Below are 23,959 nucleotides of genomic sequence, written 5' to 3'. Positions count from 1 at the left end.
TCGAGACCGAGCCGTACCCGGAGCGCCCGAACCGCCGGTCCCGACCGCTGCGCGGCCCGTACGGGCACGGCGGCGCGCCGGCCCCGGTGCCGGCCCGACCGGGGCCCGGGGAAGGCCGGTCGGGGCGGATCGACCCGTACCGGGACACCGCGCTGAACGAGCAGGACGCGGGCGCGGCGCTCGCCGAACTGCCCCGGCCGGAGGCGCTGGCCGAATCGCCCGGGCAGCGGGACGCGGTCCGGGACCTGGGCCGGATGCTCGCCGACCGCGCGGCCACGTCCGGCAGTTGGCTGCTGTTCGTCGGGGACTGAATCGTGCGGTTGCGACCGGGGGCGGTGTTCGCGGCGGAGAACGCGCCCTCGCGGGCCGTGGCCCGGCGGCTGGGCGTGGTGCACGACCCGGCGGCGGACTTCCCCGACCCGGGCGTGCCCGCCGGGCCGGGGCGGATCAGCCTTCCTGCGGCAGGAGTTGGCGGTGGGCCCGGCGCAGCAGGGTGGTGAAGCGGTCCGGGTCGGCGAGGCTGAGCAGGTGGCCGCCGGAGGTGTGGAAGAGCCGGGCGGGCGTGCCCGCGGCCCGGGTGGCGGCCAGGAAGCGCCGCTCGTCGCCCCGGAACGGCAGGTCGGCGCGGCCGTTCAGGTAGAGGGTCGGGGTGGTCAGCCGGGCCGCCATGGCGAGGAAGTCGTGCCGGCGCAGTTCGGCCACGCCCCGGGTGAGGGCGGGCAGGTGGAAGCCCCCCGCCAGGACCGCCTCGGCGGACTCCGGCGGGAGCATCCGGCGCATCGCCCGGGCCTGCAGCCGGGCCGCGAGCTCCGGCCCCAGCCGCTCGCCCAGCCGCCCGGCGGCGGCGTACACGGCCGGTAGCGGGCCGGTGGTGCGGGCGGTGCAGCCGTGCAGCAGGACCGCGGCGACGTCCTCGGGGTGGCGGGCGGTGTGCGCCAGCGAGACGTACCCGCCCAGGGACAGGCCGACCAGCAGCGGGCGCCGTCCGGTCGCCGCGCGGGCCTCCCGGACGGCCCGGCGGACGGTGTCGACGGCCGCGTCCAGGGTGAACCGCTGCGCGGCGAGGGCGCCGTGGCAGGGCAGGTCCGGCGTGCTGACCCGGAAGTCCGGGGCGAGGCGGTGGGCGTGCGGGCGCCACATGGTCGCGGACAGCCGGATGCCGTGCACCAGGACCAGCGGGGGAGCGGTGTCCGGGCCGAACACCGTCAGTCCGGGTTCGACCTGACGTGTCGTCACGCGGCGTGCTCCGATCGGGCGGGGGCGGGGGCGGGGGCGGGGGCCGGGGCGGTGTTCGGGGTGGCTACTCCGGGGTGGTGGCGTACTGCGCCGCGGCCGCGAGCATGTGCTCCTGTACCAGGCCCAACACGTCTGCCGCGCGGCCGAGTTGGTCCGGCGGGGTGGCGCCGAAGGTCTCGGCGAGCAGGTCGCAGCGGGCGGCCCGGACCCTAGCCAGCGCCCGGCTGCCCTCCGGGGTGATCGCGATGAGGCCGGAGCGGCCGTCGGCCGGGTCGGTGCGGCGGCTGACCAGCGCGTCGGCGCGCAGTCGGCGCAGCTGCAGGGAGGCCGTCGAGATGTCGATGCGCAGGCACTCGGCGATGTCGGAGACCCGCATCGGGCCCGCCGCCTCGAAGTGCTCCAGCAGTCGCAGCGCGCTGGACGGCATGTCGCATCCGGAGCGGCGGGCCACCTCGGTGCGGATGTGCTTGCTCTCGCTCCACCGGACCAGTGCGGACAACGCCAGTTCCAGCCGGGCCAGTTCGGGGGTGGCGGCGGTCGGTGGGGTGGGGGTCGCGGTCACCCGGCCAGCCTACCGGGCCGGTCCGCCCCCAACTGACGGGTCGGTAACTCGGGCCCTGAGCTCGTCAGTTGCCCTTGCCAGTCGCGAATGGTTTGATGCGCCAAAGCATTCGCGACCGGGGAGGGGAACGAACCATGGCCACCGCAGTGATCACGGGCGGAACGGACGGCATCGGCCGCGCCCTCGCCACCGCCTACCTGGAGCGCGGGCACCACGTCCTGGTGGTCGGCACCAACCCGGCCAAGGGCGAGGCGTTCCGGGCCGACGCCCACCGGCGCGGCGCGGGCGAACGGGCGCACTTCCTCGCCGCCGACCTCGGCCTGGTCGCCGAGAACCGCCGCCTGATCGCCCACGTCGCCGCCCACCACCCGGCGGTGGACGTCCTGGTGCTGGGCGCCCGCTACCACCGCTCCACCCGGGCCGAGACCGCCGACGGCCTGGAGAGCAACTTCGCCCTCTACTACCTCAGCCGCCACCTGCTCTCGCACGGCCTGCTGCCCCAACTGCGGCGCACCGCAAGCCCCGTGGTGCTCAACTTCGGCGGCGCCGGACTGGCCGGCCCCGTCCGCTGGGACGACCTCCAACTGCGCCGCGACTACCCCGGCACCGGCGCGCTCGGCCACGGCGGGGCCCTGTGCGACCTGCTCGCCGCCCACCTCGCCCACCTGCACCCCGACGTCCCCCAGGTGGTCAACCACCCCGGCGTGGTCGCCACCAGCTTCGCCGGCGAGTACGACCGCGCCACCGCCGCCCACGTCGACCGCCTGCGCGTCCAGGGCAGACCCGTCACCGAGGCGGTCGCCCAGATCCTCCCGCACCTCGACGCGCCCGCCGCCCCGCTCACCGCCGTCCTGGAAGGCCGCCGGGTCCGCACCGACACCCCCGCCTTCGACCCCGCCGCCGCCCTCCGCCTGCACACCGCCACCGAACGGCTCCTCGCCGAACTGCCGGCCGCCGCCGGACCGTCCGGCCGTCCGGCGTGACAACCTGACGGGGTGAACGACGCCCTCAGCGCGGCCCTGCACCGCGCCGCCGACCACCAGCGCCGGTTCGAAACCCGCTTCGCGGCCTACTTCGACGCCCTGGCCGACCCGGCGGCCGGCGCCCCGCAACCGCCCCCGCCCGGCAGGTTCCCGGCCCGCGCCCTCGACCTGGTGCGGGAGCTGTCCCTGCGCGGCGGCAAGCGCCTGCGGGTCGTGCTGCTGCACGAGGCCGCCGCCCTGGTCACCGACCGCCCGGTGCCCGGCCTGGACGAGGCCGCGATCAGCATCGAACTGCTGCACACCCACGGCCTGATCCACGACGACGTCATCGACGACGCACCCGTGCGCCGGGGCGGCCCCTCCACCTACTACGCCTACCGGGACGAGTTCCCCGACCGGCCCGACACCGCCCTCGCGCTCGCCGTCCTGGCCGGGGACCTGGCCGCCTTCCTCGCCGTCCGGGTCCTGCTCACCGGCGACCTGCCGCCCGACCGCGCCGTGGCCATGGCCGCCGTCCCGATCGAGGCCGGGGCCGACGCCGTCAACGGCCAACTCCTCGACCTGGAACGGGACTTCCACCCCGAACCCGACACCGCGTTCCTGCACGCCGTCACCGAGTACAAGTCCACCCGCTACTCGGTGCTCGCCCCGCTGCGCCTCGGCCTGCTCGCCGCCGGCGCCGACCCCGCCCCGCACGACGCCGAACTGCGCGCGTACGCCACCGCGGTCGGCATCGCCAACCAGATCCACGACGACTGGCTCGACCTCTTCGGCGACCCGGCCGTCCTCGGCAAACCGCTCGGCACCGACCTCCGCGCGGGCCGCCGCAGCTACCTCGTCCGGGCCCTGCTGGCCGCCACCGCCGCCGACGAGAGCGGACGCCGGACCCTGGAGGCCGCCCTGGGCAACCCCGACCCCGACGCCCTCGCCCCCGTCCGCGACCTCGCCCGCACCCACGGCCTCGACCGCACCCTGCACGCCGAAGCCCTCCGGCACGCCCACCGCGCCGCCGCCCTGGCCGCCACCTGGCACACCCGCTGGCGCCCCGGGGCCGTCGCCTTCTTCACCCACCTCCCGGCCTGGTCCGTCACCCGCGACCACTAGATCTTTCAGGCCGAGCAGGCGCGGAGCGCGTCCTCCCAGGCGCCGGGGTTGTGGTGGTGGTTCCGGTGTCCCGCGGCGAGCACGCGGCGCAGGGCGGGGAGGTGCCGGGTGGTCGCGGGGAGGTCCAGCCGGTCGAGGAGGGCGAGTGCGGCGGCCGGCTCCAGGTCGCCGTGGATGTCGTGGAAGCTCGTCAGGAGGCCGCGGAAGAGGGCCGGGTGCAGGGCGGGGAGCCGGGCGGCGGTGCGGTACGCGGGCTCCTTCACCGGCCAGCGGACCGGGCCCGAGCACTCCAGCACCCGGCGGGCCCGGCGGAGCAGGGCCGGCGGGGGCTCGGCCGGCAGCCGGGCCAGGTCGTTGCCGAGCACCTCGGCGAAGGCCGTCGCGGAAGTGGCGGGGTGCTCGAACCAGTCCACCCACAGCGAGTGGCCGACGGCCTCGGCGTCCCGGTCCGCCTCCAGCCGCCGACGGTAGCCGTCCCACAGCACGTCGGCCGGCAGCGGGCCGTCCGCGCCCTCGTGCGCGAACCGGATCTCGCAGGTGACCCAGTGGGCGTCGAGGAGGTCCAGCAGTCCGAAGGCCAGGCGCAACCGGTCGGCCGGCTCCAGGTCCTCGGCGAACACCTCGCCGGCCCAGGCGTGCGCCACCTGGTCGGCGGTGAGCACCGCGCCCGGCTCCCCGTCGCTCACCCAGCCGTCCCGCACCCGGCTGACGCCCCGGTCGGCCAGCCAACGCCGCGCCGCCTCCGCGGCCGGCTCCGCCCCGCGGGGCCCGGGCGGGACGGTCCGGCTCACAGTTGCCACCGGAACCAGTGGCCCGTCCCCTCCGCGTCGTTCCCGGCGCCGGTGTTGCGCAGCTCGCCCACCAGCAGGCGGGCGTCCTCCGGCTCCCGGCGGTGCTCCGCCAGCAGGGCCGTCAACTCGTCGTACCGGGGGTCCACCCCGTCCGGTCCCGGCCGCGCCCCCCACCGGGCCTGGATCGCCCACTGCTCGCGCTCCCACGCCGCCGCCTCCGCGGCCACCGGCCAGACCCGGTACCCGCCGGCCCCGTCCCCGGTGTACTGCCCGAAGCCGTCGAAGTAGTGCGGCGCGCCCCCGACCCCCACCACCCCGGCCCGCGGCCCGTCGTACCACTCCAGTTCGACCAGCACGCGCTCGAAGCCGTCCGCGACCAGCCGCGCCTCGTCCCAAGTCCCGTTCACGGCCGCAGGTTACCGCTGCCGGCCCCCGCCCGGGAGCGTGCGGGGGCGGCCCGGCGCGGTCGTCGTCCGTCACGGGATCAGCCCGGTGCGGAGGTCGTCCGCGAGGGCGGCCGGGTCCGTGAGTCCGAAGGCCACGCGCTGGAGCAGGAGTCCGTGCAGCAGCCCCATCACCACGCGGGCTGCGCGGTCCGGGTCCGCGGCGGCGGGCACCGCACCCGCGACCCGGCCGCGGCGCAGCGCGTCGGCGATGCCGGCGCGGACCCGCTCGAAGCCCTCCGCGGCCGGGCCGCGCACCTCGTCGTTGCGGAGCACCTCCGACCACGCCTGCACGGCGCAGCGCAGCAACTCGTCCACCGGGACCGGGCGCCCCGCCGCGTCCCGCACCGTCTCACCGCTGATCGTGTCGAGCGCGGCGGCCACCAGTCCCGCGACGGTCGGCGCGTCCGTGCTGTCGGCCAGCCGCTCGACCGGTTCGAAGATCAGCCGGAACGCCTCGCCCGCGAGGGCGAGGACGATCTCGTCCTTGCTCGTGAAGTAGCGGTAGGGGGCGCCGGCCGAGACGGCTGCCTCGGCGGCGATGTCCGACATCGAGGTCTGGTGGAACCCGTCGCGGGAGAAGCAGCGGCGGGCCGCCGCGAGGATCTCGGCGCGCTTGGCCTCGCGACGTTCGGCTGTGAGACGCGGCATGGGGTTCCTTTCACCGTGAATGAGCATTCACCTTGACGGCTCGGCCAGTCCGGGACCACCATAAAAGTGAACGGTCATTTACGGAAGCGGGCTCCCCGCGAGCCATCCGAGGAGGGGGCGCTGATGAGCACGGAGCTGAGCGTCGGTGTGTACGCCTACGAGCACACCCAGGCGCTGTTCGACGGCCGGGTCGGGGTCGACGGGGTCGACGCGGTGTTCGAGACGGCACCCCTCGTGTCGGACGTCTTCCGTCGCGCCACCGAGGGGCACTACGACGTCGCCGAGTTCGGCCTCACCTACTTCCTGCGCACCTTCGACCTCGACGATCCGCCGTTCCTGGCGCTGCCGGTCCTGCCCAACCGCAACTTCCGCCACTCGGCGATCTTCGTGAACACCGCCAGCGGGATCGAGGGGCCGCAGGACCTCGCCGGCCGGACCGTGGGCGAGTTCGCCCTCTACGGCCACGACGCCGGGATCTGGCCGAAGGGCATCCTCGCCGACGAGTACGGCGTGACCCCCGACCAGTGCCGCTGGGTCATCGGCGGCACCAACCACCCCCTGCCCGCCTTCGACTGGGTCCCGCAGCCCGTCCCCGACGGCGTCGACGTGCGTCGCGCGGAGGACGGCCGGACCCTGGGGGCCATGCTCGAATCCGGCGAGATCGACGCGCTGATCTCCGTCGACGTGCCGCAGGCGGTGCTGGACGGCTCCCCGCGGGTCGCCCGGCTGTTCCCCGACTACGAGGCCGTGGAGCGCGACTACTACCGCCGCACCGGGATCTTCCCCCCGATGCACGTCGTCGTGATCCGCCGGGAACTCGTACGCCGCCGGGGCCTCGCGCGCGCCGTCTACGACGCCTTCGGCCGAGCCAAGGAACTCGCCGAGCGGAGGTACCTCGACGGTGCCGTGAAGCAGCACATGGGCCTCATCACGCCCTGGTTCAGCGCGCTGTTCGAAGAGAACCGCCGGCTGCTCGGCGACGACTGGTGGCCCTACGGGGTCGCCGCGAACCGCAGGGCCGTCGACACCTTCCTGCGCTACCACCACGAGCAGGGCCTGTCGAAGCGCCGGCTGACGTGCGAGGACATCTTCGTGCCGGAACTCCTCGACACCTGAGGGCGGGGCGCGGAGCGTGGTCGGACAACGTGCGACGCGGGGCCGGGGAACGCTGCGCCGACGGCCCCCGGCTGCGAAACCGCAGGTGGGGGCCGTCGTGCGTGCCGGGTCAGAGCAGGGTGGACCAGTAGTACCAGAAGCGGTTGAGGATCAGCAGGAGGATCACCAGGTAGGCGGCGGTCGGGACGAGCCACTGGAAGCGGAGGGCGGCCAGGCGGCGCAGGGCGGCCGGGGCGGGGAGGGTGCCGGTGCGGAGGTTGTGGACGGTGGTGTACCAGAAGGCGGTGATGACCACGGCCCAGACGACCATGCAGTAGGGGCAGAGGGCGCCGATCTCGTACAGGGCCTGGTCGATCAGCCAGGCGACGAAGCCGAGGCCGAGCAGGGTGCCCGCCTGGAGGGAGAGCCAGAACCAGCGGCGGTAGGCGGCGCCGGCGACCAGACCGGCACCGATGGCGGCGAGCGCCCCGAACGCGGCCAGGCCGATCAGCGGGTTGGGGAAGCCGAACGCCTCGGCCTGGGCGGTGCGCATGACCGAGCCGCAGCTGATGATCGGGTTGATGTTGCAGCTGGGCTGGTACGCCGGGTTCTCGATCAGCTTGAGCTTGTCGAGGGTGAGGACGGCGGAGGCGGCCAGGCCGATCAGGCCGGTGACCAGGAGCAGCCAGGAGTAGCCGCGGGAGGCCGGGACCGGGGTGCGGGCGGTGGTCACCGGGTCACCCGCCGATGGTCTGCTGGACCAGGGCGGTGAACTGCTCGCCGGTGACCGGCTTGCCGTCCTGGCCGATGACGGCGAGGGTCTTGCCGTCCAACTCGACGGTGGGGGTGCCGGAGACGCCGCTCTTGTTGAAGGCGGTGGAGACCTTCGCCGCCCAGCCCTGGTAGGTGCCCTCGGTGACGGCCTTGGTGAACGCCTCGGTCTTCAGGCCGGGGACCTGGCCGGCCAGGTCGAGCAGGTGGTTGACGTCGCCGAAGCCGTCCTCGGATTCGGACGGCTGGTTGGCGTACAGCACGTCGTGGAACGCCTTGAACTTGTCGGCGCCCTCGTTCAGCGCGGCGCCCGCCGCGGCCAGCGCGGTCTTCGAGCCCTTGCCGCCCAGGTTGTTGTCGAGGAACGTGGCCAGGTGGTACTCGATCTTGTAGTCGCCCTGGTCGGCGAGCTGCTGGACGGCCTGGCCCGCCGAGGTCTCGAACGCCCGGCAGACCGGGCAGCGGAAGTCCTCGTACACCGACAGGGTGTGCGCGGCGTCGGCCTTGCCGTAGACGACCACGGTGTCGTCGCCGCCCGAGGCGTTGGCGGGCGCGACGGCGGCCGTCGCGCTGCCGTCGTCCTTGGCGGCGGTGGAGACGGCGAGGGCGGTGCCGCCGGCGAGCACGGCCACCGCGGCGGCGACCGAGACGGCGACGGTCAGGCCGCGGCGGCGCTTGGCGGCGCGGGCCTCGGCCTGCCGGGCCTGCTTGAGGCGCGCGCGGGCGGTGGTGTTCGGGCTCCGGTCCGGCTTCGGGGTCTGGTGCTTGCCGGTCTTCGGGTGCTGGTTCTTGCTGGTCATGGTGTCCGTCGTCTCCTCGGCACCCGGCGGCGGCCCGCCGCCCGTAGCGAGGCGTACGGGGGAAGGGCGCGGCCCGGGGTGCTGGTCTAAGGAAGGGGAGGGGCGCGCGGTGGGCGCCCGGGACGGAACGCGTCCGGGTGACGGTCCGTCAGCTGGCGAGGGCCAGCTGCGGGGGACCGCGGCGCGGAGCCGGGGAGAGGACGAGCACCTGCGGACGGCGCGGTGCGGGTTCGGTGCCCGGGGGCGGCAGCAGCGCGGCCGGGCAGCCCGGGCGGGCGGCCAGCAGCAGGGCGCGCCACGGCGCGGGCAGCAGGCGGGCCAGGGCGTCCAGCGCCTCGGCGACGCCGCAGAGCGCGGCGTCCGCCAACCGCAGCCAGGCCGCGGCGGCCAGCGCCAGCGCCAGGTGCACGGCCAGCACCAGCAGGCGGGTCAGGCCCGCCGAGTTGTGCGTCCACTGCGCGAACAGCTCCGAGCCGCTCACCGAGTCGCCGCCGCAGACCAGCAGGTCCACGCCCCGGGCGGGGCGCGCACAGGCGTCCTGGCCGAGGTTGAACGCGGTGTTCAGCAGCAGCTCCACCGGCACCAGCACGGAGGACAGCAGCAGGAAACGGCGGCGCGCCCCGTCGAGGACCACCGCCAGCAGGAAGACCGCGACGCTCGCCGCCGCGACCAGGGTGAGCGGCAGGGCGCGCCCGGTGATCGCCACCTGGCCGAACGCGGCCAGCGGCACGGCGAGCGCGGTGAACACCGCGCCCCGCAGGGCCTTGGTCGCGTGAATGCCGGTCATGGTGTTGGAGTATGGCACGCCGAACGTCCCGGCGACGAGGGCCGGACAGCCCCCGCCGCGAACGCCCGATCTGTGAATAAGCCCTGGATAAAGGGGGTGTGGGGCGGACGGGACACGGGCGGCGGAGGGTTCGGGAGCGGGCCGGGGGAGGGGCGGCGGACGGCCCGGGGGTGGGGAGGGTCACCCGACCCGGGTGGCGCTCACCACAGTTCGACGGCGTGCGCCCGGACCCGCCCGGACCCGCCCGGACCCGCCCGGCGAGATCGGCGAGCACCTCGCAGGGTGGACGCGGACCGAGCCGCCGGCCGTCCCGCAGCCGCAGCGACAGGGGGCCGTGGGCGGGGGCGTGCGCACGCGAAAGGCCCGGAACACTCGGCCCCGGGGCTCGTACACGGCAGTCAGCGCGCCGGGACACTCTCCGTCGTCGGCGTCGGCGTCGGCGTCGGCGTCGGCGTCGGCGTCGCGGCACGCTTCGTGCCCGCCATCGCAGCCGCCCCGGCACCCGGCGGCACCCGAATGTCCGGGGCCCGGGGGCGGCCGCCGTGCCACCATGACGCGGTGACCGCCCCCGCCGCCCCGGCAGAACCGCACGCCCCCCTGCTGCGCGGCATCGCCGCCAACCCCAACGCCGGCACCGCCGTCCTCGTCCGGCTGCTCGCTCCCGAGGGCGCCCCCGCCTGGCCCGCCCTGCGCCGCCGCCCGCTTCCCGCCGACTTCGCCGACACCGCGATCGGCCACCCCGTCCGCCGCGTCCGCAGCGCCGTCGCGGCCAACCCCTGGCTCTCCGACGACCACTGCCTGCGGCTGGCCCGCGACCCCGAACTCCTGGTCGCCCTCCAGACGGTCGCGGGCTCCGGTGCCCCACTGCGCCCCACGCCGATGCCCGACGCCGCGGTCGAACTGGTGCTGCTCGGCACCTGGCCGCGCGAGTCGAAGCTGGTCACCCAGGACGAGGTCCGCTCCGAGCTGACCGCGCCCGGGAGGGTCCGCAACGCCTTCCGCCGCCGGATGGCCCGCCACCCCGAACCCGAACTGCGCCGCCAGGCATGCCTGTTCATCGACTGGATGCCCCCGGCGGACCGCGCCGCGCTGCTCGACGACCCCGACCCGGACGTCCGCGCCGAAGCCCGACGGGTGGCCGTGCCGAGGCAGTTGACCCCGGAGGAGCTGGCAGCCGCCGACCTCCCGCGCACGCGCTACCACCTGTACCAGGTCCGCCTCCTGCCGCCCGACCTGCTCGCGGAGGCGCTCACCGCCCGCGAGCACCTCGACGCGCTCGCCGGTAACCGGCACCTGCCGCCGGACGCCGTCCGCACCCTCGCCGCCGACCCCGACCCGGACGTCCGCCGCCGGATGGCCCGCCACCCCGCGCTCACCCCCGAGTCGATGGCCGCCCTCGCCGCCGACCCCGACCCGGTCGTCCGCCACCGCTTGGCCGGGCACCCCGACCTCACCCCCGCCCTGATCGACGCCCTCGCCGCCGACCCGGACCCCGGGGTGGCCGCCCGCGCCGCCGCCGACCCCGCGCCGCGCGAGCGCGCCCGCACCGGGGCCATCGACGGGGCCGACCTCCGGGAGCGGTCCCACCAGTTCAGGTTGATCGACTTCGGGATCGCCGACGAGCTCCTCGACGCGCCCGACCCCGCCTGGTACCGCGCCTGCGCCCGCTCGCCCCTGCTCCTGCTGCGCCGCGCCGCCGCCAGCTGCCCGCACCTCGACGAACCGACGGTCCGCCTGCTCGCCGGGGACGAGGACGAGGAGGTGCGCGACCTGCTCGCCCTGCACCACCCCGGCGCCCCGGCCGCGCTGCTCCTGGACGCCCACCTGCGCCACCCGCACCACCGCGACCGGCTCCGGGCACGCCCCGCCTTCCCGCGCACCGGCCTGCCGTCCGGGCTCGCCCGCCACGACGACCCCGAGGTGCGTGAACTCGCCGCCGCCGACCCGGAGTTCGAAGGCGACCTGGAGGCACTGCTGGCCGACCCGGAACGGCGCGTCCGGCTGGCCGCCGCGGCCAACCCGCGGCTCGGCCCGGACCGGGTCGCCGCGCTGCTCGCCGACTCGGATTTGGGCGAAGGGGCCGCCGCCAACCCGCAGTTGGGCGAGGAGCGGCTGCACGCCCTGCTGGACGGGGTGCTGGGCCGGGCGGCGGCTCACCGTCCGGCGGCGGGCGGGGCGTCCGGGGAGGGGTGAGCGCCCGGGGAGAGCGGGGTACCCGGGGAGGGGTGGGCGTAGCGGTGGGCCAGTGCGGCGACCTCGTCGGCGAGGGCCCGGCGCAGTGCGGGCGGTCCGAGGACCTCCGCCCCCGCGCCGAGGCGGAGCAGGTCGTGCACCGCCACCGGCGTTGACTCCACCGGTAGTTCGACCCGCTGCCAGCCCTCCCCGTCCGGCGGTCCCGCCCGGCGGGCCGCTTCGGCTCCGGCCGCGCCGAACTGCGCGGGCAGCAGGGCCAGCGCGCCCGGGGAGACCCGGAGCACGGCCGTGTCCTGGTGCAGCATGTCCGTCAACTCGCGGGTGACCGTGGCCCAGTGGGCCGCGAGGTCGAAGCCCGGCGGCCGCTCGAAGCCCCGGCCGGTGGGCTCGGCGGCCAGGATCCGGGAGACCCGGTAGGTGCGGGGCGCGGGGGAGGAGGGGGCGGTGTCGGGGCCGGTATCGGGGTCGGGGTCGTCCGGGAGGGCCACCAGGTACCAGAGGGCGCTCTTCAACACGAGCCCCAGCGGTCGCAGTTCGCGGTGCACCTCGCCGCGCCAGCGCCGGTAGTGCATCCGCAGCACCCGCTGCTCCCAGACCGCCGCGGCGACCTCGGCCAGTCGGGGGACGGGCTCGGCGTCCCGGAACCAGGAGGCCGGGTCGAGGTGGAAGCGGTCCTGCAGGGTCCGGGTCCGTTCGGCGAGTTCGGCGGGCAGCGCGGCCCGGACCTTCAGCTGGGCGGTGGCGAGCACCGCGCCGAGGCCCAACTCCCGTGCAGCGTCCGGTACTCCGGCGAGGAACAGGGCCCCGGCCTCGTCCCCGGTCAGTCCGGTCAGCCGGGTGCGGTAGCCGTCCACCAGCCGGTAGCCGCCGGTCCGGCCCCGCTCGGCGAGGACGGGCACGCCCGCCGCGCCCAGCGCCTCCACGTCCCGGTGGACGGTGCGGACCGAGACCTCCAGCGCGGCGGCCAGTTCGGGGGCCGTGCAGCGCCCCCGGTTCTGGAGCAGCAGGAGCAGGGCGAGGAGACGGTCGGCGCGCACCGTCCCATCATCGCGACCGGCCGGAACGTGCCGCAATACCTGACAGGAGGTGTCAAGTATCGCCGCCAGACTCGGTGACGGCACGAAGCGCGTCCGCGGCGGCGGCGCGCGCCCTGGGAGTGCGCGGACCGGCCGCGCACCGGACGGAAGGACGGCGCCATGACCGAGACCATGACCATGACCATGACCGAGACCGAGGCTGCGACCGACAGCACCACGGTCGTCGGCAGCATCGGCTTCGCGAACTGGGAGGAGCAGGAGGTGAGCGGCAGCGAGGCGGGGCCCCGGCTGGCCCGGGCCTCGGTCGTCAACACCTTCACCGGGGGCATCGAGGCCGCCCGCACCGCCTGCGACTACAGCATCGCCTACACCGTCGGCCACCAGGGCGCCTTCACCGGCATGGAGTTGGTCACCGGCAGCGTCGACGGCCGGGCGGGCACCTTCGTCCTGGAGGAGCGCGGCACCTTCGCGGCGGACGGCACCATCCACTGCACCTTCACCGTGGTGCCCGGCAGTGCGACGGGCGAGCTGGCGGGGCTGAGCGGCAGCGGCGAGTACACCTGCCGGGCGGGGACGACGGCCATCCCCTACACCTTCGCGTTCCGTCTCTGACGGAGCGACGGTCCGGCCCGGGCGGCTCCGGCGGCCCGGGGGACCGGTGGCTCCAACGGCTCCGGCGGCCCGGCGGCCCGGGGGGACCGGTGGCCGGAAGTCGCGCGAACCGGGGGAGCGGGGCGGGGGCGGTGGTTAGGGTGGTCGGTGTCCGTACCGCGCAGTTCAGCACGGCAGGAGACCGCCTTGACCACGGCCGCCACCAGTGTCCTTCCCGAACTCGACGCCGAGGCGTTCGCCCGCTGGCGGGCCGGCGGCGGCCGGGTGGTCGATCTGCTCTCCGTGGTACGGGAGTTGGGTCCGGTCGCGGGGTTCCGGCTGGGCGACCGGCGGGTCGTGCTGGTGACCGGCGCGAGCGCGGTGCAGCAGGTGCTGGCGAAGCGGACCGAGGTGTACGTCAAGCGGGGCCACCGGGTGAAGCCGCTGCTCGGGGGCGGGCTGCTGTGTGCGGCGGGTGAGCCGTGGCGGCGCCAACGCAAGCTGCTGCAGCCGCAGTTCACCGGGCAGGGGATCAAGGTGTACGAGCCGCAGATCCGGGCCGCGGTGGCGGACACCGCCGAGCGGTGGCGGGTCGCGGCGGCGGCCGGGGAGGTCCGGGAGGTCGACGCGGACCTGCGGCACTTCTCGCTGGACGTGATCTGGCGCTCGCTCACCGCGCACCCGCTCGACCCGGAGACGCACCGGCGGCTGGTCGCGGCGGGGGAGGGCTTCGCCGCGATCCCGGCGTTCGCGCCCGCGAGCGGAGACACCGAGATCGACTTCCGGGAGGCCAACGAGCACGTCGACCGGGTCGCCGAGCACGCCATCGCGCTCGCCGAGGAGTCGCGCGAGCCGGGGCTGGTGCAGGTGCTGCTCCGAGCGGCGGCCGAACTCCCGGACTACACCGAGCGGTTGGTGCGCGACGAGCTGATGACACTGGTGGTGGCCGGCTACGAGACCACCGCCACCGCGCTGAGCTGGCTGTTCCTGCTGCTGGACGCGCACCCCGAGCAGCGCGAGTGGGCGCTGGCCGCCGGGCCGGCCGGTTCCGCGGAGCGGGCGGCCGCGATCCGGGCGCTGGTGGACGAGACGCTGCGGCTGTACCCCGTCGCGTGGCTGATGCCCCGGCACGCGGCCGAGGACGACGTACTGGACGGCCACCGGATCGAGGCCGGGACGACGGTGCTGCTCGCCCCCTACCTGACCCACCGGGACGCCGAACTGTGGCCGGACCCGGAGGAGTTCCGGCCGCAGCGCTTCCTGGAGGCGGAGCGGCGGCCCGCTCCCGGCACGTACTTCCCGTTCGGCCTGGGGCCGCGGGCCTGCCTGGGGGCGCAGTTCTCGGTCCGCGAGATGGTGCTGCTGCTGGAGGAGCTGCTGCCCGCGTACCGGGTGCAGGTCAGGCAGGCCCCGGCGGAGACCGCGTACAGGCTCACGGTGCACCCGGACGGGCCGATCCGGGCGGTGCTGCACGCCGCGGGGGAGTGAGGGGAGGGCAGGCGAGGGCGGGGAGCGAGGCGTGGCGGCCCGGAAAACGGTTTGTCGAGCGGGCTGACGGGCCGCCAGGATCGGGGCCCGTGATGAACGCAGGCGCGATGAGCGCAGCAGAGGCCCGTTCCGGACGTCCCGTCGCCCTGGTCACCGGCGTGGGCCGGACGATCGGCATCGGTGCCGCGATCGCCGAGCGCCTCGCCGCCTCGGGGTGGGACGTGGCGTACAGCTACTGGACGCCGTACGACGGCCGGATGGCCTGGGGCGTGGAGGAGGGGGCGGCGGAGGCGGTCGGCGCGCTGATCGAGGGGCACGGCGCGCGGCACCTCGCGGTGTCGGCAGACCTGGCCGACCCGGCGTCCCCCGCGCGGCTGTTCGACCGGGTGGAGGCCGGGCTGGGACCGGTCGGCGCACTGGTGATGAGCCACGCGGAGTCCGTCGACTCCGGGCTGCTGGACACCACGGTGGAGAGCTTCGACCGGCACTTCGCGGTCAACGCCCGGGCGAGCTGGCTGCTGATCCGCGAGTTCGGCCTGCGCTTCACCGGTGCGTTCGGCACCGGCCGGATCGTCGCCCTGACCAGCGACCACACCGCCGGGAACCTCCCGTACGGGGCCAGCAAGGGCGCGCTGGACCGGATCACCCGGGCCGCCGCCCGCGAGCTGGCCCACCTCGGGGTGACGGCCAACGTGGTCGACCCCGGCCCGACCGACACCGGCTGGATGAGCGAGCAGCACAAGGCCGACATGGTCGAGCACACCCCGCTGGCCCGGATCGGCACCCCGCAGGACGCCGCCCACCTGATCGACTTCCTCTGCTCGCCGCAGGGCCAGTGGGTCAACGGCCAACTCCTGCAGAGCAGCGGCGGCTTGAAGTAGCGGCGGCTCGCGCCGGAGCCCGCTCCCCGATCCCGTTCCGACCGGGAGCCGCCTTGCGCCGGATGTCGGCGGCTGTGGCTACAGTGGCCGGGCGGGGGCACAGGGCGGGAAGAAGCAGGGCGAGGGCAGAGCATGAGCGCGACCGGAGACGACGAGTACGACGAGTTCGACGCTGTGGTCAGAGTGCCGAAGGGCGCGCGTCCCGTGCGGTCGAAGAAGACCGACGGTGCTTACCGCGGCATCACGCGTGACTCCGAGACCAACGAGCTGGGTCATGCCGAGTTCTTCCTGAAGGAGGAGCGGGAGCCGGAGCCGGATCCGGCGGCGTCCTACCCGCCGGGCGGGTACGACGCCGGCCACCGCGAGTCGGAGGCCCGGGAACGGGAGCGGGAACGGGAACGTCGGGAGAACGCGGAATTCCTCGCCGATGTGCTCTTCGAGATAGGCGTCAGGCTGGCCGAGAAGGCCGCGCCGCACGTCAAGAAGTGGTGGCACGAACAGGCGTCCCCGGCGTTGAGGAGGATGTGGCACGACCGGGCGCTTCCGGCCGTGCGGGCGAAGTGGAGCAGTGTCGGGCGAAGCCGCTCGAAGGGACGGCAGGTAGAAGCCGCGGAGCCGCCGCAGGGTGTCGTCGAGGTCTCGGCGGAGCGGCGGGTCACCATGAGCGGCACGGAGGCGCGGGAGCGGTTCGTCGCGGCCCTGCGGGCCAGGCTCTACAGCGACGGGCAGCTGCGGCTGCTGCGCAACGCCCGGATCGTGGGGGAGGACGGCCAGGTGGAGCCGGTGGCGGTGGGGGATCTCACGCCCCAGCGCATCGGTGAGTGCGTCGCGGCGATGCTGGAGGAGGATCCTTCCCTGCTCGGCGAGGACACCCTCGCCGAGCTCGCCGCGATCGTCACGCAGATCCGAGCGGACGGTGGCCGTGCTCCCGTCCTGGAGAAGAGAGCCGCGCCGGCGACCGGCGGCGGCGCCGGCTGACGGGGCGGGACGGGGGCTGGGGGAAGGCGGGGCCGGTGCTACGCGGACCGCTCGGTCAGGGCGCGCAACTCGCGGGTGCGGTCGACCAGTTGGTCGCGGGTGAGGGTGCCGGCCAGGTCGCTCAGGTTGCCCATGGTGTTGCCGTCCGCCCAGGCGCAGACGTCGTACTCCTCGCCGGGCTCGCCGACGGTCGCGCAGGCGAGCGCGCCCTTCAGCGGGCCCGGCGGGTAGGTCTGCATGTCGTTGACCGGGGTGCCGTCCGCCAGCGAGCTGCCGTCGGGCGAGTAGCCGCCGAGCATCTTGGTCGCGGCCTGGGCGGCGTCCGGCACCGAGCCCTCGGTGTCCATCGCCACGGCCACCAGTTCGCTGTCCCACAGGCCGGTGGCGCCCGGCTGCCCGTACCCCTGCACCTGGGTGTGCCACGGGACGTAGCGCCCGGTGTTCTGCTGCGCGTACCCGGTCCGGAGGGTGGCCAGCTCCTGGTCGTCGGCGACCCGGGTCAGGCCCGCGAAGTCGGTCGGCAGCGCGACCTCGTGCCGGGCGGCCCCGGAGTCCACCGACCGGATCGCCAGGTACCCGGCCAGCAGCACCGCCAGGCAGGCCGAGGCGGCGCCGACCTGCTTGCGCGTCACCTTCCGGTACCAGGGCAGGATCGGCTGCGGTTGGTCGCCGGCCGCCCAGATCGACCGCAGACTGTCCAGCGACTGCGCTCTCGGCCCCGTCGGCTGCGCTTCCTGCTCCTGCTGCTCCTGCGCGGTGTCCGGCACCGGTCTCCCTCGGGTAGTGGAACAAGCTCTTCCGATTGTTGCGTTCGAGCACTGTACTGACGGCCCGGCCGGGGCCGACACCGACCCCGGCGTTCACGAACCGTCCCGGCCCGGGCGGCCGACGGGAGTTCAGTTCCGGGGCAGCACCCAGGCGCGGCCGAGCCCCCCGAGCAGCAGTGCCGCCCCGACCAGCAGCGCCGCCGAACGGAACGGCCCGGTCGCGGACGGCAGCGTCCCGGCGGCCAGCAGCGGGCCGGCGGCGGCGCCCAGGTTCAGCGCGGCCGTCGCGTACCCGCCCGCCATCGTCGGCGCGCCCGAAGCCTCGTACAGCGCCCGGGTGATCAGCGTCGCCCCGACCGCGAAGGACAACGCGCCCAGCAGCGGCACCAGCGGCAGCAGCACCGCCGGACGCCCCGCGCCCGCCGCCAGCGCCGGCCAGCCGAGCAGCAGCAGCGGGCCGCCGACGGCCAGCACCCGCCGGGAGCGGGTGTCGGCCAGCCGCCCCGCCACGCCCACCCCCAGGAAGGTGCCCGCCCCGAACAGCACCAGCACCACCGGCACCCAGCCCCGGCCCAGCCCCGCCGGACCGGTCACCACCGGGGCGAGGAAGGTGAACGCGCCGAACGTCGCCGCGTTCACCAGCGCCGCCGTCAGCAGCGTCAACCACAGCCGTGGGCGGCCGAGTTGCGCCAGTTCGGCGCGCAGCGGCGGCGCACCGGAACCGTCCGCCCCCGCCGGGACGCCCAGCAGCACCCCGGCCGCGGCCGGGACGCAGAGCGCCGCCACCGCCCAGAACGCGGCCCGCCAGTCCAGCAGTTGGCCCAGCAGCGCGCCCGCCGGAACCCCCACGACCGTCGCCGCCGTCGTCCCCGACAGCAGCACGCCCAGCGCCCGGCCCTTCCGGTCCGGCGCCACCAGCGCGGCCGCGGTCGCCACCGCCAGCGCCAGGAACCCGGCGTTCGCCAGTGCCGCCACCACCCGGGTGGCGAACAGCACCGCGAACGAGCCGGTCAGCGCGCCGACCGCGTGCGCCAGCGCGAACACCGCGACGAACCCGAACAGCCCGGCCCGGCGCGGCCACCACCGGGCCCAGACCGCCATCAGCGGCGCGCCCGCCGCCATCCCGAGCGCGAAGGCGGACGCGAGGGTGCCCGCCGTCCCGACGGAGACGCCGAGGTCGGCGGCGAGGTCCGGCAGCAGGCCGGCGGGCATGAACTCCGAAGTGCCCATGGCGAACACGGCCAGGGCGAGCAGGTAGAGGGGAAGGGGCAGCGGAGGGGGGACTGGCATCGGACGCGACTCCGGGGCGAAGTGGGAAACGGGAACGGACTCCGTCTCGGCCACCACGCCAACCCCGCCGGACGCGCGCACCCGGCCACCGCACGGCGGCACGACAGCCGCGCGGTCACACTCCGGGCCTCAGGCGCTCAGGACGTCCAGGGGGCTGACGGCATGACCGAAAGCCCCCACCTCGTCCGACTCGGGACTCACCACGCCCCCACCCTAGCGGCCCGCCGCGCCGGGGGCGGGGAGGTTCCGCTCAGGAGGGCATCTTACGGGTCAAGTCCTGTGCGTGCCGCAGGAGTTCATCCACGCTGCCGAAGTGCGGGGGCGCGAGGGCGGGCCAGGCGGGGACGGGGGTGGGGGCGGTCTCGGCCCAGCGGACGTCGAGGCCCGCCTTCAGGGCGAGGGCCAGGGCGGTGGCGGTGAAGCCCTCGGAGAGGGTACGGATGATGTCGTGCGCGGTCGCCCGGTAGCGGGTCAGCAGGGCGTGCAGGAAGGCGTCGAAGGCGGCCGGGTCGATGTCCGTCTCGTCGTTCTCCATCGGGAGGATCCCGGACGGGAGGCCGAGTACCTCCTCGAACACCTCGACCTGCCGGAGGAAGAGGCCGGACGCCCCCATCGAGGGGTTCCAGACGGTCTTCCCGTTCAGTTCGTAGTACTGGCTCATGCGGTTCCCCCGTGGGCGTTCGGTCAGTGGGCGGTGGCGAGTTCGCCGCTGAGGCGGTCGTGCAGGGTGGCGCTGGGGTGGTTGAGGCCGGTGATCTCGACGGTCTTGCCGCGCTGGGCGTACTTGGCGCGGACGGTGTCGAGGGCGGCGACGGAGGAGGCGTCCCAGATGTGGGCGGCGGTGAGGTCGATGACGACCAGGTCGGGGTCGCCGGCGTAGTCGAAGCGGGTGGTGAGGTCGTTGGCGGAGGCGAAGAAGAGCGCGCCGGTGACGGTGTAGACGGTGCGGGTGCCGTCCGGGGCGGGGGTGGCGGTGACCTCGGCGTGGTGGGCGACGCGCTTGGCGAAGACGGCCATCGCGAGCAGCGAGCCGATCACGACGCCGATCGCCAGGTTGCTGGTGGCGACGACCGCGACCATGGTCACCGCGGTGACGGCGAGTTCGCCGGCCGGGAGGCGGCGCAGGGTGGCGGGGGCGATCGAGTGCCAGTCGAAGGTGCCGAAGGAGACCATCACCATGACGGCGACCAGCACGGCCATCGGGATGTGCGAGACCACCGGGCCGAAGACCAGGCAGAGCAGCAGCAGGAACGCGCCGGCCAGGAAGGTCGACACCCGGGTGCGGGCGCCCGACACCTTCACGTTGATCATCGTCTGGCCGATCATCGCGCAGCCGCCCATCCCGCCGAAGAACCCGGTCACGATGTTGGCGACGCCCTGCCCGACCGCCTCGCGCCGCTTGTCGGAGCGGGTGTCGGTGATCTCGTCCACCAGCTTCGCCGTCATCAGCGACTCCATCAGCCCCACCAGCGCCATCGCCAGCGCGTACGGCGCGACGGTGGTCAGGGTGTCGAGGGTGAACGGCACGTCCGGCAGGCCGGGCACCGGCAGCGAGGACGGCAGCTCGCCCTTGTCGCCGACGGTCGGCACCGCGATGCCCGCGCCGACCGTCAGCAGCGTCAGCGCCACGATCGACACCAGCGGCGCCGGGACCGCCCGGGTCAGCTTCGGGAACCCCACCATCACCGCGAGGGCGCCCGCCAGCAGCGGGTAGACCGCCCACGGGACGTGGGTCAGCTCCGGCAGCTGGGCCAGGAAGATCAGGACGGCGAGGGAGTTGACGAAGCCGACCATCACCGAGCGCGGCACGAACCGCATCAGCTTCGCCACGCCCAGCGCGCCCAGCACGATCTGGAACACCCCGGCCAGGATCACCGCCGCGACCAGGTAGCCGAAGCCGTGCTCCCGGTTCAGCGGGCCGATCACCAGCGCCACCGCGCCGGTCGCCGCCGAGATCATCGCCCGCCGGCCGCCCACCACCGAGATGGTCACGGCCATCGTCACCGACGCGAACAGGCCGATCTTCGGGTCGACCCCGGCGATCACCGAGAACGAGATCGCCTCCGGGATCAGCGCCAGCGCGACCACCAGCCCCGCCAGGACCTCGGTGCGCCACACCTTGGGATCGGAGCACCAAGCGGGCAGCCGGAAGGACCTGGACACGGCGGAGGAGGACAAGAGGCGGCAACCCGTCAGGACGTGGGGATGGGGCAGGGGAGAATGGAGGGAGGACCCGAACTCTACCCTAACGTGAGGGTAGGGTTCGTCCGGGGAGCGGAGGGAAGGCACAGCGTGGACGAGGGCACCGGCGGGCGCGAGGACGGGCACATGCAGATCGGAGAGGTCGCCGCCCGCACCGAACTCTCCCTGCGCACCATCCGCCACTACGAGGAGACCGGCCTGGTCGTCCCCTCCGCCCGCTCCCGGGGCGGCTTCCGCCTCTACACCGAACGCGACGTCGCCCGGCTGATGGTGATCCGCCGGATGAAACCGCTCGGCTTCACCCTCGACCAGATGCGCGAACTCCTCGACGCCACCGACCGGCTCGACGCCGACGGCCCCTACGACCAGGAGGCCGGCGGCCGCCCCGCCCTGCTCGCTCTCGTCCGCACCTACGAACGCGCCGCCGCCGAACAGGTCGACCGGCTGCGCGTCCAGCTCGCCCGCGCCGAGGACTTCGCGCACACCCTGCGCACCCGCCTGGAGGGGGAAGAGGCCGAGGGGCAGGGGCAGGGGCAGGGGCAGGGGCAGGGGCAGGGGCAGGGGTAGGGCTCAGAGGCAGGGCTAGGGCTAGGGCTCGGGCCGGGCGAAGCCGAGCTGGGCCGCGCGGGCCCGGTTGCCGCCGGTGAGCCGGGCGTACGAGGTCGGGTCCTCGGTGGCCAGGCGGTGCAGCGCCGCCGCGGCCTGCTCCTCGGGCGGCCGGCCGTCGTCCGGGAGCGACCAGCGGAACAGCAGCGGGTGCTCCGGCTGCTCCGGGGCGCCGGAGGACTGCCCCGGCACGTACCGGAAGACCACCTCCGCGGTGTCCGGGCGGTCGTCGGCCGGGCCGATCCGGCCGGCCTCGGCGTCCCACCGGGCCAACAGTTCGGGGCGGGAGCGCAGTTCGCGCTCCAGCAGCAGGGCGACGGCCCGGGCCCGGCTCCGGCCCGGGTCGGACGTCTCGGCCCGGGCGACCTCCGCGTCGTAGGCGGCGGCGTCGAAGCGCAGGGCCCCGACCCCGGGCAGTGGTGCGGCGTCCCGCCCCGGTCGGAAGCCGTCCCACACCACCACCGGCCCGTCCGGGCCCGCCGCGCGCCGGACGTCCACCCACAGCGCGCCGCAGCACCCCTCGGTGCAGGACGCCTCGGCCAGCCGCACGGGGTGCGGCTCCGGCCCGGCCCGCAGCAGGCCCCCGTCGAGCAGCGGATCCGGGCCGGGCGCCACCCCGGCCGGGAACAGCCGGAGGGCCAGCGGCAAGCCGTCGACCAGCACCCTGACCTGCGTCCAGGCCCGGGAGCGCGGATCCGGCTCCGCCACCTCGATCCGGAACCGGCCCGCCGGCGCCGGGAGTTCGAACGGACGGCGCCCGGTGCGGCGGATCCAGGCGACCCGCGCGGCCGCGCCCGGTCGGCGGTCGGCCGAGCCGAGCACCGCCGCCCAGGCGGGCGCGGCCAGCACCCCGCCCAGCCCGTCGAGCAGCGCCGCGCGCCACCGCGGCGGCCGGTCGAGCAGCGCGGCGCCGCCACTGCTCAGGTCGAGCGCCAGCGAGAGCAGCAGCGCGTAGTGGTCCGAGCCGGGCGTCAACTGCCCGGCCCGGCCCACCACCCGCTCGTACAGGCCCGGCGCCTCGCGGCAGGCCAGCAGGTCGGCCGGATCGGCGTTCGAGTCCGCCAGTCGGGTCAACAGCCGGCCCGCGACCTCGACCAGGCAGGTGTCGTGCGGGAAGCCGTCCAGCAGTTCGGCGAGCTCGAACGCCTCCACGACGCGGCGGGCGTCGGCGGGGCCCAGCGCGGACAAGTCCCGGGGGAGCGAGACCAGGCCCCGGCGGCGCACCCGCCGGTCGGCGCTGCGCAGCGCCGCCAGCAGCGGCTCCACCAGCGGGCGGCGGCCGTGCACCGACAGCGCGAGGACGGCGGCCGCCCGCCGGTCCAGCCCGTCCAGCGCGGCGACGGCCGGGCCGTGCAGCACGCCGGCCGTGCCGAGCAGCGACAGCAACGGCACGTCCGCCGACGTGCCGAAACGCCCCAGCAGCGCGATGCCCGTCAGGACGGCCGGCACCGACCCGCCCCCGCGCGCCAGCCGCCGGGCCGCCGCCAGGACGCGCACCGGATCGGCGACCGGCAGTTCGGCGACGCCGGACAGGAGCACGCGGTGGCACTCGGCCGGCAGGACGAGCCGCTCCAACTGGCCGACCAGCGCGCCGACATCACCGGACCACGACCCGAGCACCGCGCGGACGGCCCGCTCGGCGCCCGCCACGGACTCCCGGCGCTCCCGGACCGTCTCACCCCGGGGAAGCGGGACCGCGGCAACACCCAACCCCGAGAACCCGGAACGCGGCGGCAGCCGACCGGGCGAGGTGCTCGACAACTCCAGCAGGACCTCGTACAGCGCGGGCCCGCCGCGCCGCGACTCGGCGCTCACCGGAGGAAACAGGACTCGATTCGAGAAGACATGCGCCCAGTCTGACCCGTCGTCACCACACGTGTCGAACCATTTTCCGAACGTGACGGGCCGGTCGGGCCGGGCCGGGCGGAGGCTCGGTCGGGCGGGGCTCAGGAGTGGGCGGGGGCCGGGACGGACGGGGCTCAGGAGCGGGCGTCGCGCCACTCGGCGGCGGCGGTCTCCACGTCCACCGGGGCCAGGCCCAGCGGCGGGCCCTCGATCGGGCGGCGCAGGGCGGCCTCGATCCGGGCGTTGGCCTCGGCGAGGCGGCTGCGCAGCAGCGGTTCGGTCGGGGCCAGCCGCGCGGTGTCCAGCGCCTCGCGGAGCTCGGCCCGCAGGGCGAGCGACGGCGGAAGGTAGGACAGGCCCTCGCGCTCCATCTTCGCCCGGATCCACCACGTCTCGTGGTACGGCTGCCCCTCACCGGCCAGCGGCTCGCCCGCTCCGGGCAGGTCGTCGAAGGCGCCGCGCTCGGCGGCCTCGCGGATCTGCCGGTCGACCCAGCTCTCGAAGGTCACACCGGGGGGCTTGCGTTCCGTCATGCGGTGGGTCCTCCCGTGCAGAAGGGGCGTCCGGCGCAGGGCGCGACAGGGGCTGTCCCCCCGATCCTACGGGAGCCCCCCGCCCTCCCGGCCCCGCCGGACGGGGAGCACCGGAGGTCGAGGGGCGCACCCGCCCGCCCCGAGGGCGCGCGCCGCTCCCCGCACCCGCGCGGCACGGGCCGCGCCCTCCCGGCGGCGGGTCCGGTGTCGGGTCCGGTCGGGCCAGGACGGTCGGGAGCCGGGCGCGGGGTCGGGCGCGGGGTCGGGCGCGGCGGTCCCCTCCCCGGGGGAGGGTGACCCGTGCGGCCCCGGCCCGGGCCGCACG

At 75.7% G+C, this 23,959-nt stretch carries 25 protein-coding genes; 10 read left to right on the top strand and 15 right to left on the bottom strand.

Going from position 1 to position 23,959, the window contains the following annotated elements; translation table 11 throughout:
- Nucleotides 1-86: 86 nt before the first annotated feature.
- Nucleotides 87-311, top strand: coding sequence for a hypothetical protein (locus tag ABD345_RS09730; protein WP_344551546.1), 225 nt, complete (start codon nucleotides 87-89; stop codon nucleotides 309-311).
- Between the two features lie 136 nt (nucleotides 312-447).
- Here the strand turns inward: ABD345_RS09730 and ABD345_RS09725 are convergent, their stop codons facing one another.
- Complete coding sequence (locus tag ABD345_RS09725; protein WP_344551545.1) at nucleotides 448-1,236, bottom strand: alpha/beta fold hydrolase; 789 nt, start codon at nucleotides 1,234-1,236, stop codon at nucleotides 448-450.
- 64 nt (nucleotides 1,237-1,300) lie between these two features.
- The gene (locus ABD345_RS09720; RefSeq protein WP_344551544.1) at nucleotides 1,301-1,798 is read right to left on the bottom strand and encodes a MarR family winged helix-turn-helix transcriptional regulator; all 498 of its coding nucleotides are present in this window, start codon (nucleotides 1,796-1,798) and stop codon (nucleotides 1,301-1,303) included.
- Nucleotides 1,799-1,932: 134 nt separating this feature from the next.
- Between ABD345_RS09720 and ABD345_RS09715 the strand changes: the two genes are divergently transcribed.
- Nucleotides 1,933-2,781: an SDR family NAD(P)-dependent oxidoreductase gene (locus tag ABD345_RS09715; protein ID WP_344551543.1), complete on the top strand. Its 849-nt coding sequence runs from the start codon at nucleotides 1,933-1,935 to the stop codon at nucleotides 2,779-2,781.
- 12 nt (nucleotides 2,782-2,793) lie between these two features.
- Nucleotides 2,794-3,885, top strand: a complete 1,092-nt coding sequence (locus ABD345_RS09710) for a polyprenyl synthetase family protein (protein WP_344551542.1) — start codon at nucleotides 2,794-2,796, stop codon at nucleotides 3,883-3,885.
- Nucleotides 3,886-3,890: 5 nt separating this feature from the next.
- Here the strand turns inward: ABD345_RS09710 and ABD345_RS09705 are convergent, their stop codons facing one another.
- The 3 genes from ABD345_RS09705 to ABD345_RS09695 form a co-directional block, all read right to left on the bottom strand.
- A complete protein-coding gene (locus ABD345_RS09705) occupies nucleotides 3,891-4,685 on the bottom strand; it encodes a hypothetical protein (protein WP_344551541.1) in 795 nt (264 codons plus the stop codon).
- Entirely contained in the window at nucleotides 4,673-5,083 is a 411-nt protein-coding gene (locus ABD345_RS09700; protein WP_344551540.1) for a hypothetical protein, read from the bottom strand. The genes ABD345_RS09705 and ABD345_RS09700 overlap by 13 nt, the downstream gene beginning before the upstream one ends.
- Nucleotides 5,084-5,152: 69 nt before the next feature.
- Nucleotides 5,153-5,770, bottom strand: coding sequence for a TetR/AcrR family transcriptional regulator (locus tag ABD345_RS09695; RefSeq protein ID WP_344551539.1), 618 nt, complete (start codon nucleotides 5,768-5,770; stop codon nucleotides 5,153-5,155).
- Between the two features lie 123 nt (nucleotides 5,771-5,893).
- Here ABD345_RS09695 and ABD345_RS09690 point away from each other — a divergent pair, with 123 nt between their 5' ends.
- Nucleotides 5,894-6,886, top strand: coding sequence for a 4,5-dihydroxyphthalate decarboxylase (locus ABD345_RS09690; RefSeq protein ID WP_344551538.1), 993 nt, complete (start codon nucleotides 5,894-5,896; stop codon nucleotides 6,884-6,886).
- Between the two features lie 109 nt (nucleotides 6,887-6,995).
- Here the strand turns inward: ABD345_RS09690 and ABD345_RS09685 are convergent, their stop codons facing one another.
- The 3 genes from ABD345_RS09685 to ABD345_RS09675 all read right to left on the bottom strand — a co-directional run bounded on the left by ABD345_RS09685 (nucleotide 6,996) and on the right by ABD345_RS09675 (nucleotide 9,223).
- Entirely contained in the window at nucleotides 6,996-7,598 is a 603-nt protein-coding gene (locus ABD345_RS09685) for a vitamin K epoxide reductase family protein (RefSeq protein ID WP_344551537.1), read from the bottom strand.
- Nucleotides 7,599-7,602: 4 nt separating this feature from the next.
- Nucleotides 7,603-8,436, bottom strand: coding sequence for a DsbA family protein (locus ABD345_RS09680; protein ID WP_344551536.1), 834 nt, complete (start codon nucleotides 8,434-8,436; stop codon nucleotides 7,603-7,605).
- A 148-nt stretch (nucleotides 8,437-8,584) separates the two neighbouring features.
- On the bottom strand, nucleotides 8,585-9,223 hold the full coding sequence (locus ABD345_RS09675; RefSeq protein ID WP_344551535.1) for a hypothetical protein: 639 nt from the start codon (nucleotides 9,221-9,223) through the stop codon (nucleotides 8,585-8,587).
- 558 nt (nucleotides 9,224-9,781) lie between these two features.
- On the opposite strand from ABD345_RS09675, the gene ABD345_RS09670 reads away from it, so the two are divergent.
- Nucleotides 9,782-11,416, top strand: coding sequence for a hypothetical protein (locus tag ABD345_RS09670; RefSeq protein ID WP_344551534.1), 1,635 nt, complete (start codon nucleotides 9,782-9,784; stop codon nucleotides 11,414-11,416).
- Here the strand turns inward: ABD345_RS09670 and ABD345_RS09665 are convergent.
- Entirely contained in the window at nucleotides 11,377-12,453 is a 1,077-nt protein-coding gene (locus ABD345_RS09665; RefSeq protein WP_344551533.1) for a helix-turn-helix transcriptional regulator, read from the bottom strand. The genes ABD345_RS09670 and ABD345_RS09665 overlap by 40 nt on opposite strands.
- Nucleotides 12,454-12,612: 159 nt before the next feature.
- Between ABD345_RS09665 and ABD345_RS09660 the strand changes: the two genes are divergently transcribed.
- The 4 genes from ABD345_RS09660 (at nucleotide 12,613) to ABD345_RS09645 (ending at nucleotide 16,391) form a co-directional block, all read left to right on the top strand.
- Nucleotides 12,613-13,065 carry a DUF3224 domain-containing protein gene (locus tag ABD345_RS09660; RefSeq protein WP_380272256.1) on the top strand — a complete coding sequence of 151 codons (453 nt, stop codon included), beginning with the start codon at nucleotides 12,613-12,615 and terminating at the stop codon, nucleotides 13,063-13,065.
- Nucleotides 13,066-13,251: 186 nt separating this feature from the next.
- On the top strand, nucleotides 13,252-14,532 hold the full coding sequence (locus tag ABD345_RS09655; protein ID WP_344551532.1) for a cytochrome P450: 1,281 nt from the start codon (nucleotides 13,252-13,254) through the stop codon (nucleotides 14,530-14,532).
- Between the two features lie 107 nt (nucleotides 14,533-14,639).
- Nucleotides 14,640-15,413, top strand: coding sequence for an SDR family oxidoreductase (locus tag ABD345_RS09650; RefSeq protein WP_344551531.1), 774 nt, complete (start codon nucleotides 14,640-14,642; stop codon nucleotides 15,411-15,413).
- 132 nt (nucleotides 15,414-15,545) lie between these two features.
- Nucleotides 15,546-16,391, top strand: coding sequence for a hypothetical protein (locus ABD345_RS09645; RefSeq protein ID WP_344551530.1), 846 nt, complete (start codon nucleotides 15,546-15,548; stop codon nucleotides 16,389-16,391).
- Nucleotides 16,392-16,429: 38 nt separating this feature from the next.
- Here ABD345_RS09645 and ABD345_RS09640 read toward each other — a convergent pair whose 3' ends face one another.
- The 4 genes from ABD345_RS09640 to ABD345_RS09625 all read right to left on the bottom strand — a co-directional run bounded on the left by ABD345_RS09640 (nucleotide 16,430) and on the right by ABD345_RS09625 (nucleotide 20,611).
- Complete coding sequence (locus tag ABD345_RS09640) at nucleotides 16,430-17,158, bottom strand: hypothetical protein (protein WP_344551529.1); 729 nt, start codon at nucleotides 17,156-17,158, stop codon at nucleotides 16,430-16,432.
- Nucleotides 17,159-17,287: 129 nt separating this feature from the next.
- Nucleotides 17,288-18,430: a Cmx/CmrA family chloramphenicol efflux MFS transporter gene (locus tag ABD345_RS09635; protein ID WP_344551661.1), complete on the bottom strand. Its 1,143-nt coding sequence runs from the start codon at nucleotides 18,428-18,430 to the stop codon at nucleotides 17,288-17,290.
- A gap of 268 nt (nucleotides 18,431-18,698) precedes the next feature.
- Nucleotides 18,699-19,109: a DUF6086 family protein gene (locus ABD345_RS09630; RefSeq protein ID WP_344551528.1), complete on the bottom strand. Its 411-nt coding sequence runs from the start codon at nucleotides 19,107-19,109 to the stop codon at nucleotides 18,699-18,701.
- Nucleotides 19,110-19,132: 23 nt separating this feature from the next.
- Nucleotides 19,133-20,611, bottom strand: a complete 1,479-nt coding sequence (locus ABD345_RS09625) for a SulP family inorganic anion transporter (RefSeq protein WP_380272250.1) — start codon at nucleotides 20,609-20,611, stop codon at nucleotides 19,133-19,135.
- Between the two features lie 165 nt (nucleotides 20,612-20,776).
- On the opposite strand from ABD345_RS09625, the gene ABD345_RS09620 reads away from it, so the two are divergent.
- Complete coding sequence (locus ABD345_RS09620; protein WP_344551660.1) at nucleotides 20,777-21,217, top strand: MerR family transcriptional regulator; 441 nt, start codon at nucleotides 20,777-20,779, stop codon at nucleotides 21,215-21,217.
- A 21-nt stretch (nucleotides 21,218-21,238) separates the two neighbouring features.
- Here ABD345_RS09620 and ABD345_RS09615 read toward each other — a convergent pair whose 3' ends face one another.
- Nucleotides 21,239-23,071 carry a hypothetical protein gene (locus ABD345_RS09615; protein ID WP_344551526.1) on the bottom strand — a complete coding sequence of 611 codons (1,833 nt, stop codon included), beginning with the start codon at nucleotides 23,069-23,071 and terminating at the stop codon, nucleotides 21,239-21,241.
- A 164-nt stretch (nucleotides 23,072-23,235) separates the two neighbouring features.
- Nucleotides 23,236-23,634, bottom strand: coding sequence for a DnaJ family domain-containing protein (locus tag ABD345_RS09610; RefSeq protein WP_344551525.1), 399 nt, complete (start codon nucleotides 23,632-23,634; stop codon nucleotides 23,236-23,238).
- Nucleotides 23,635-23,959 lie beyond the last annotated feature (325 nt).

It is taken from the genome of Kitasatospora saccharophila, from assembly GCF_039529925.1.
GTDB lineage: Bacteria > Actinomycetota > Actinomycetes > Streptomycetales > Streptomycetaceae > Kitasatospora > Kitasatospora saccharophila.
Note: the sequence above shows the minus strand (reverse complement) of the source record. Positions and strands in the feature narration are given on the sequence as shown.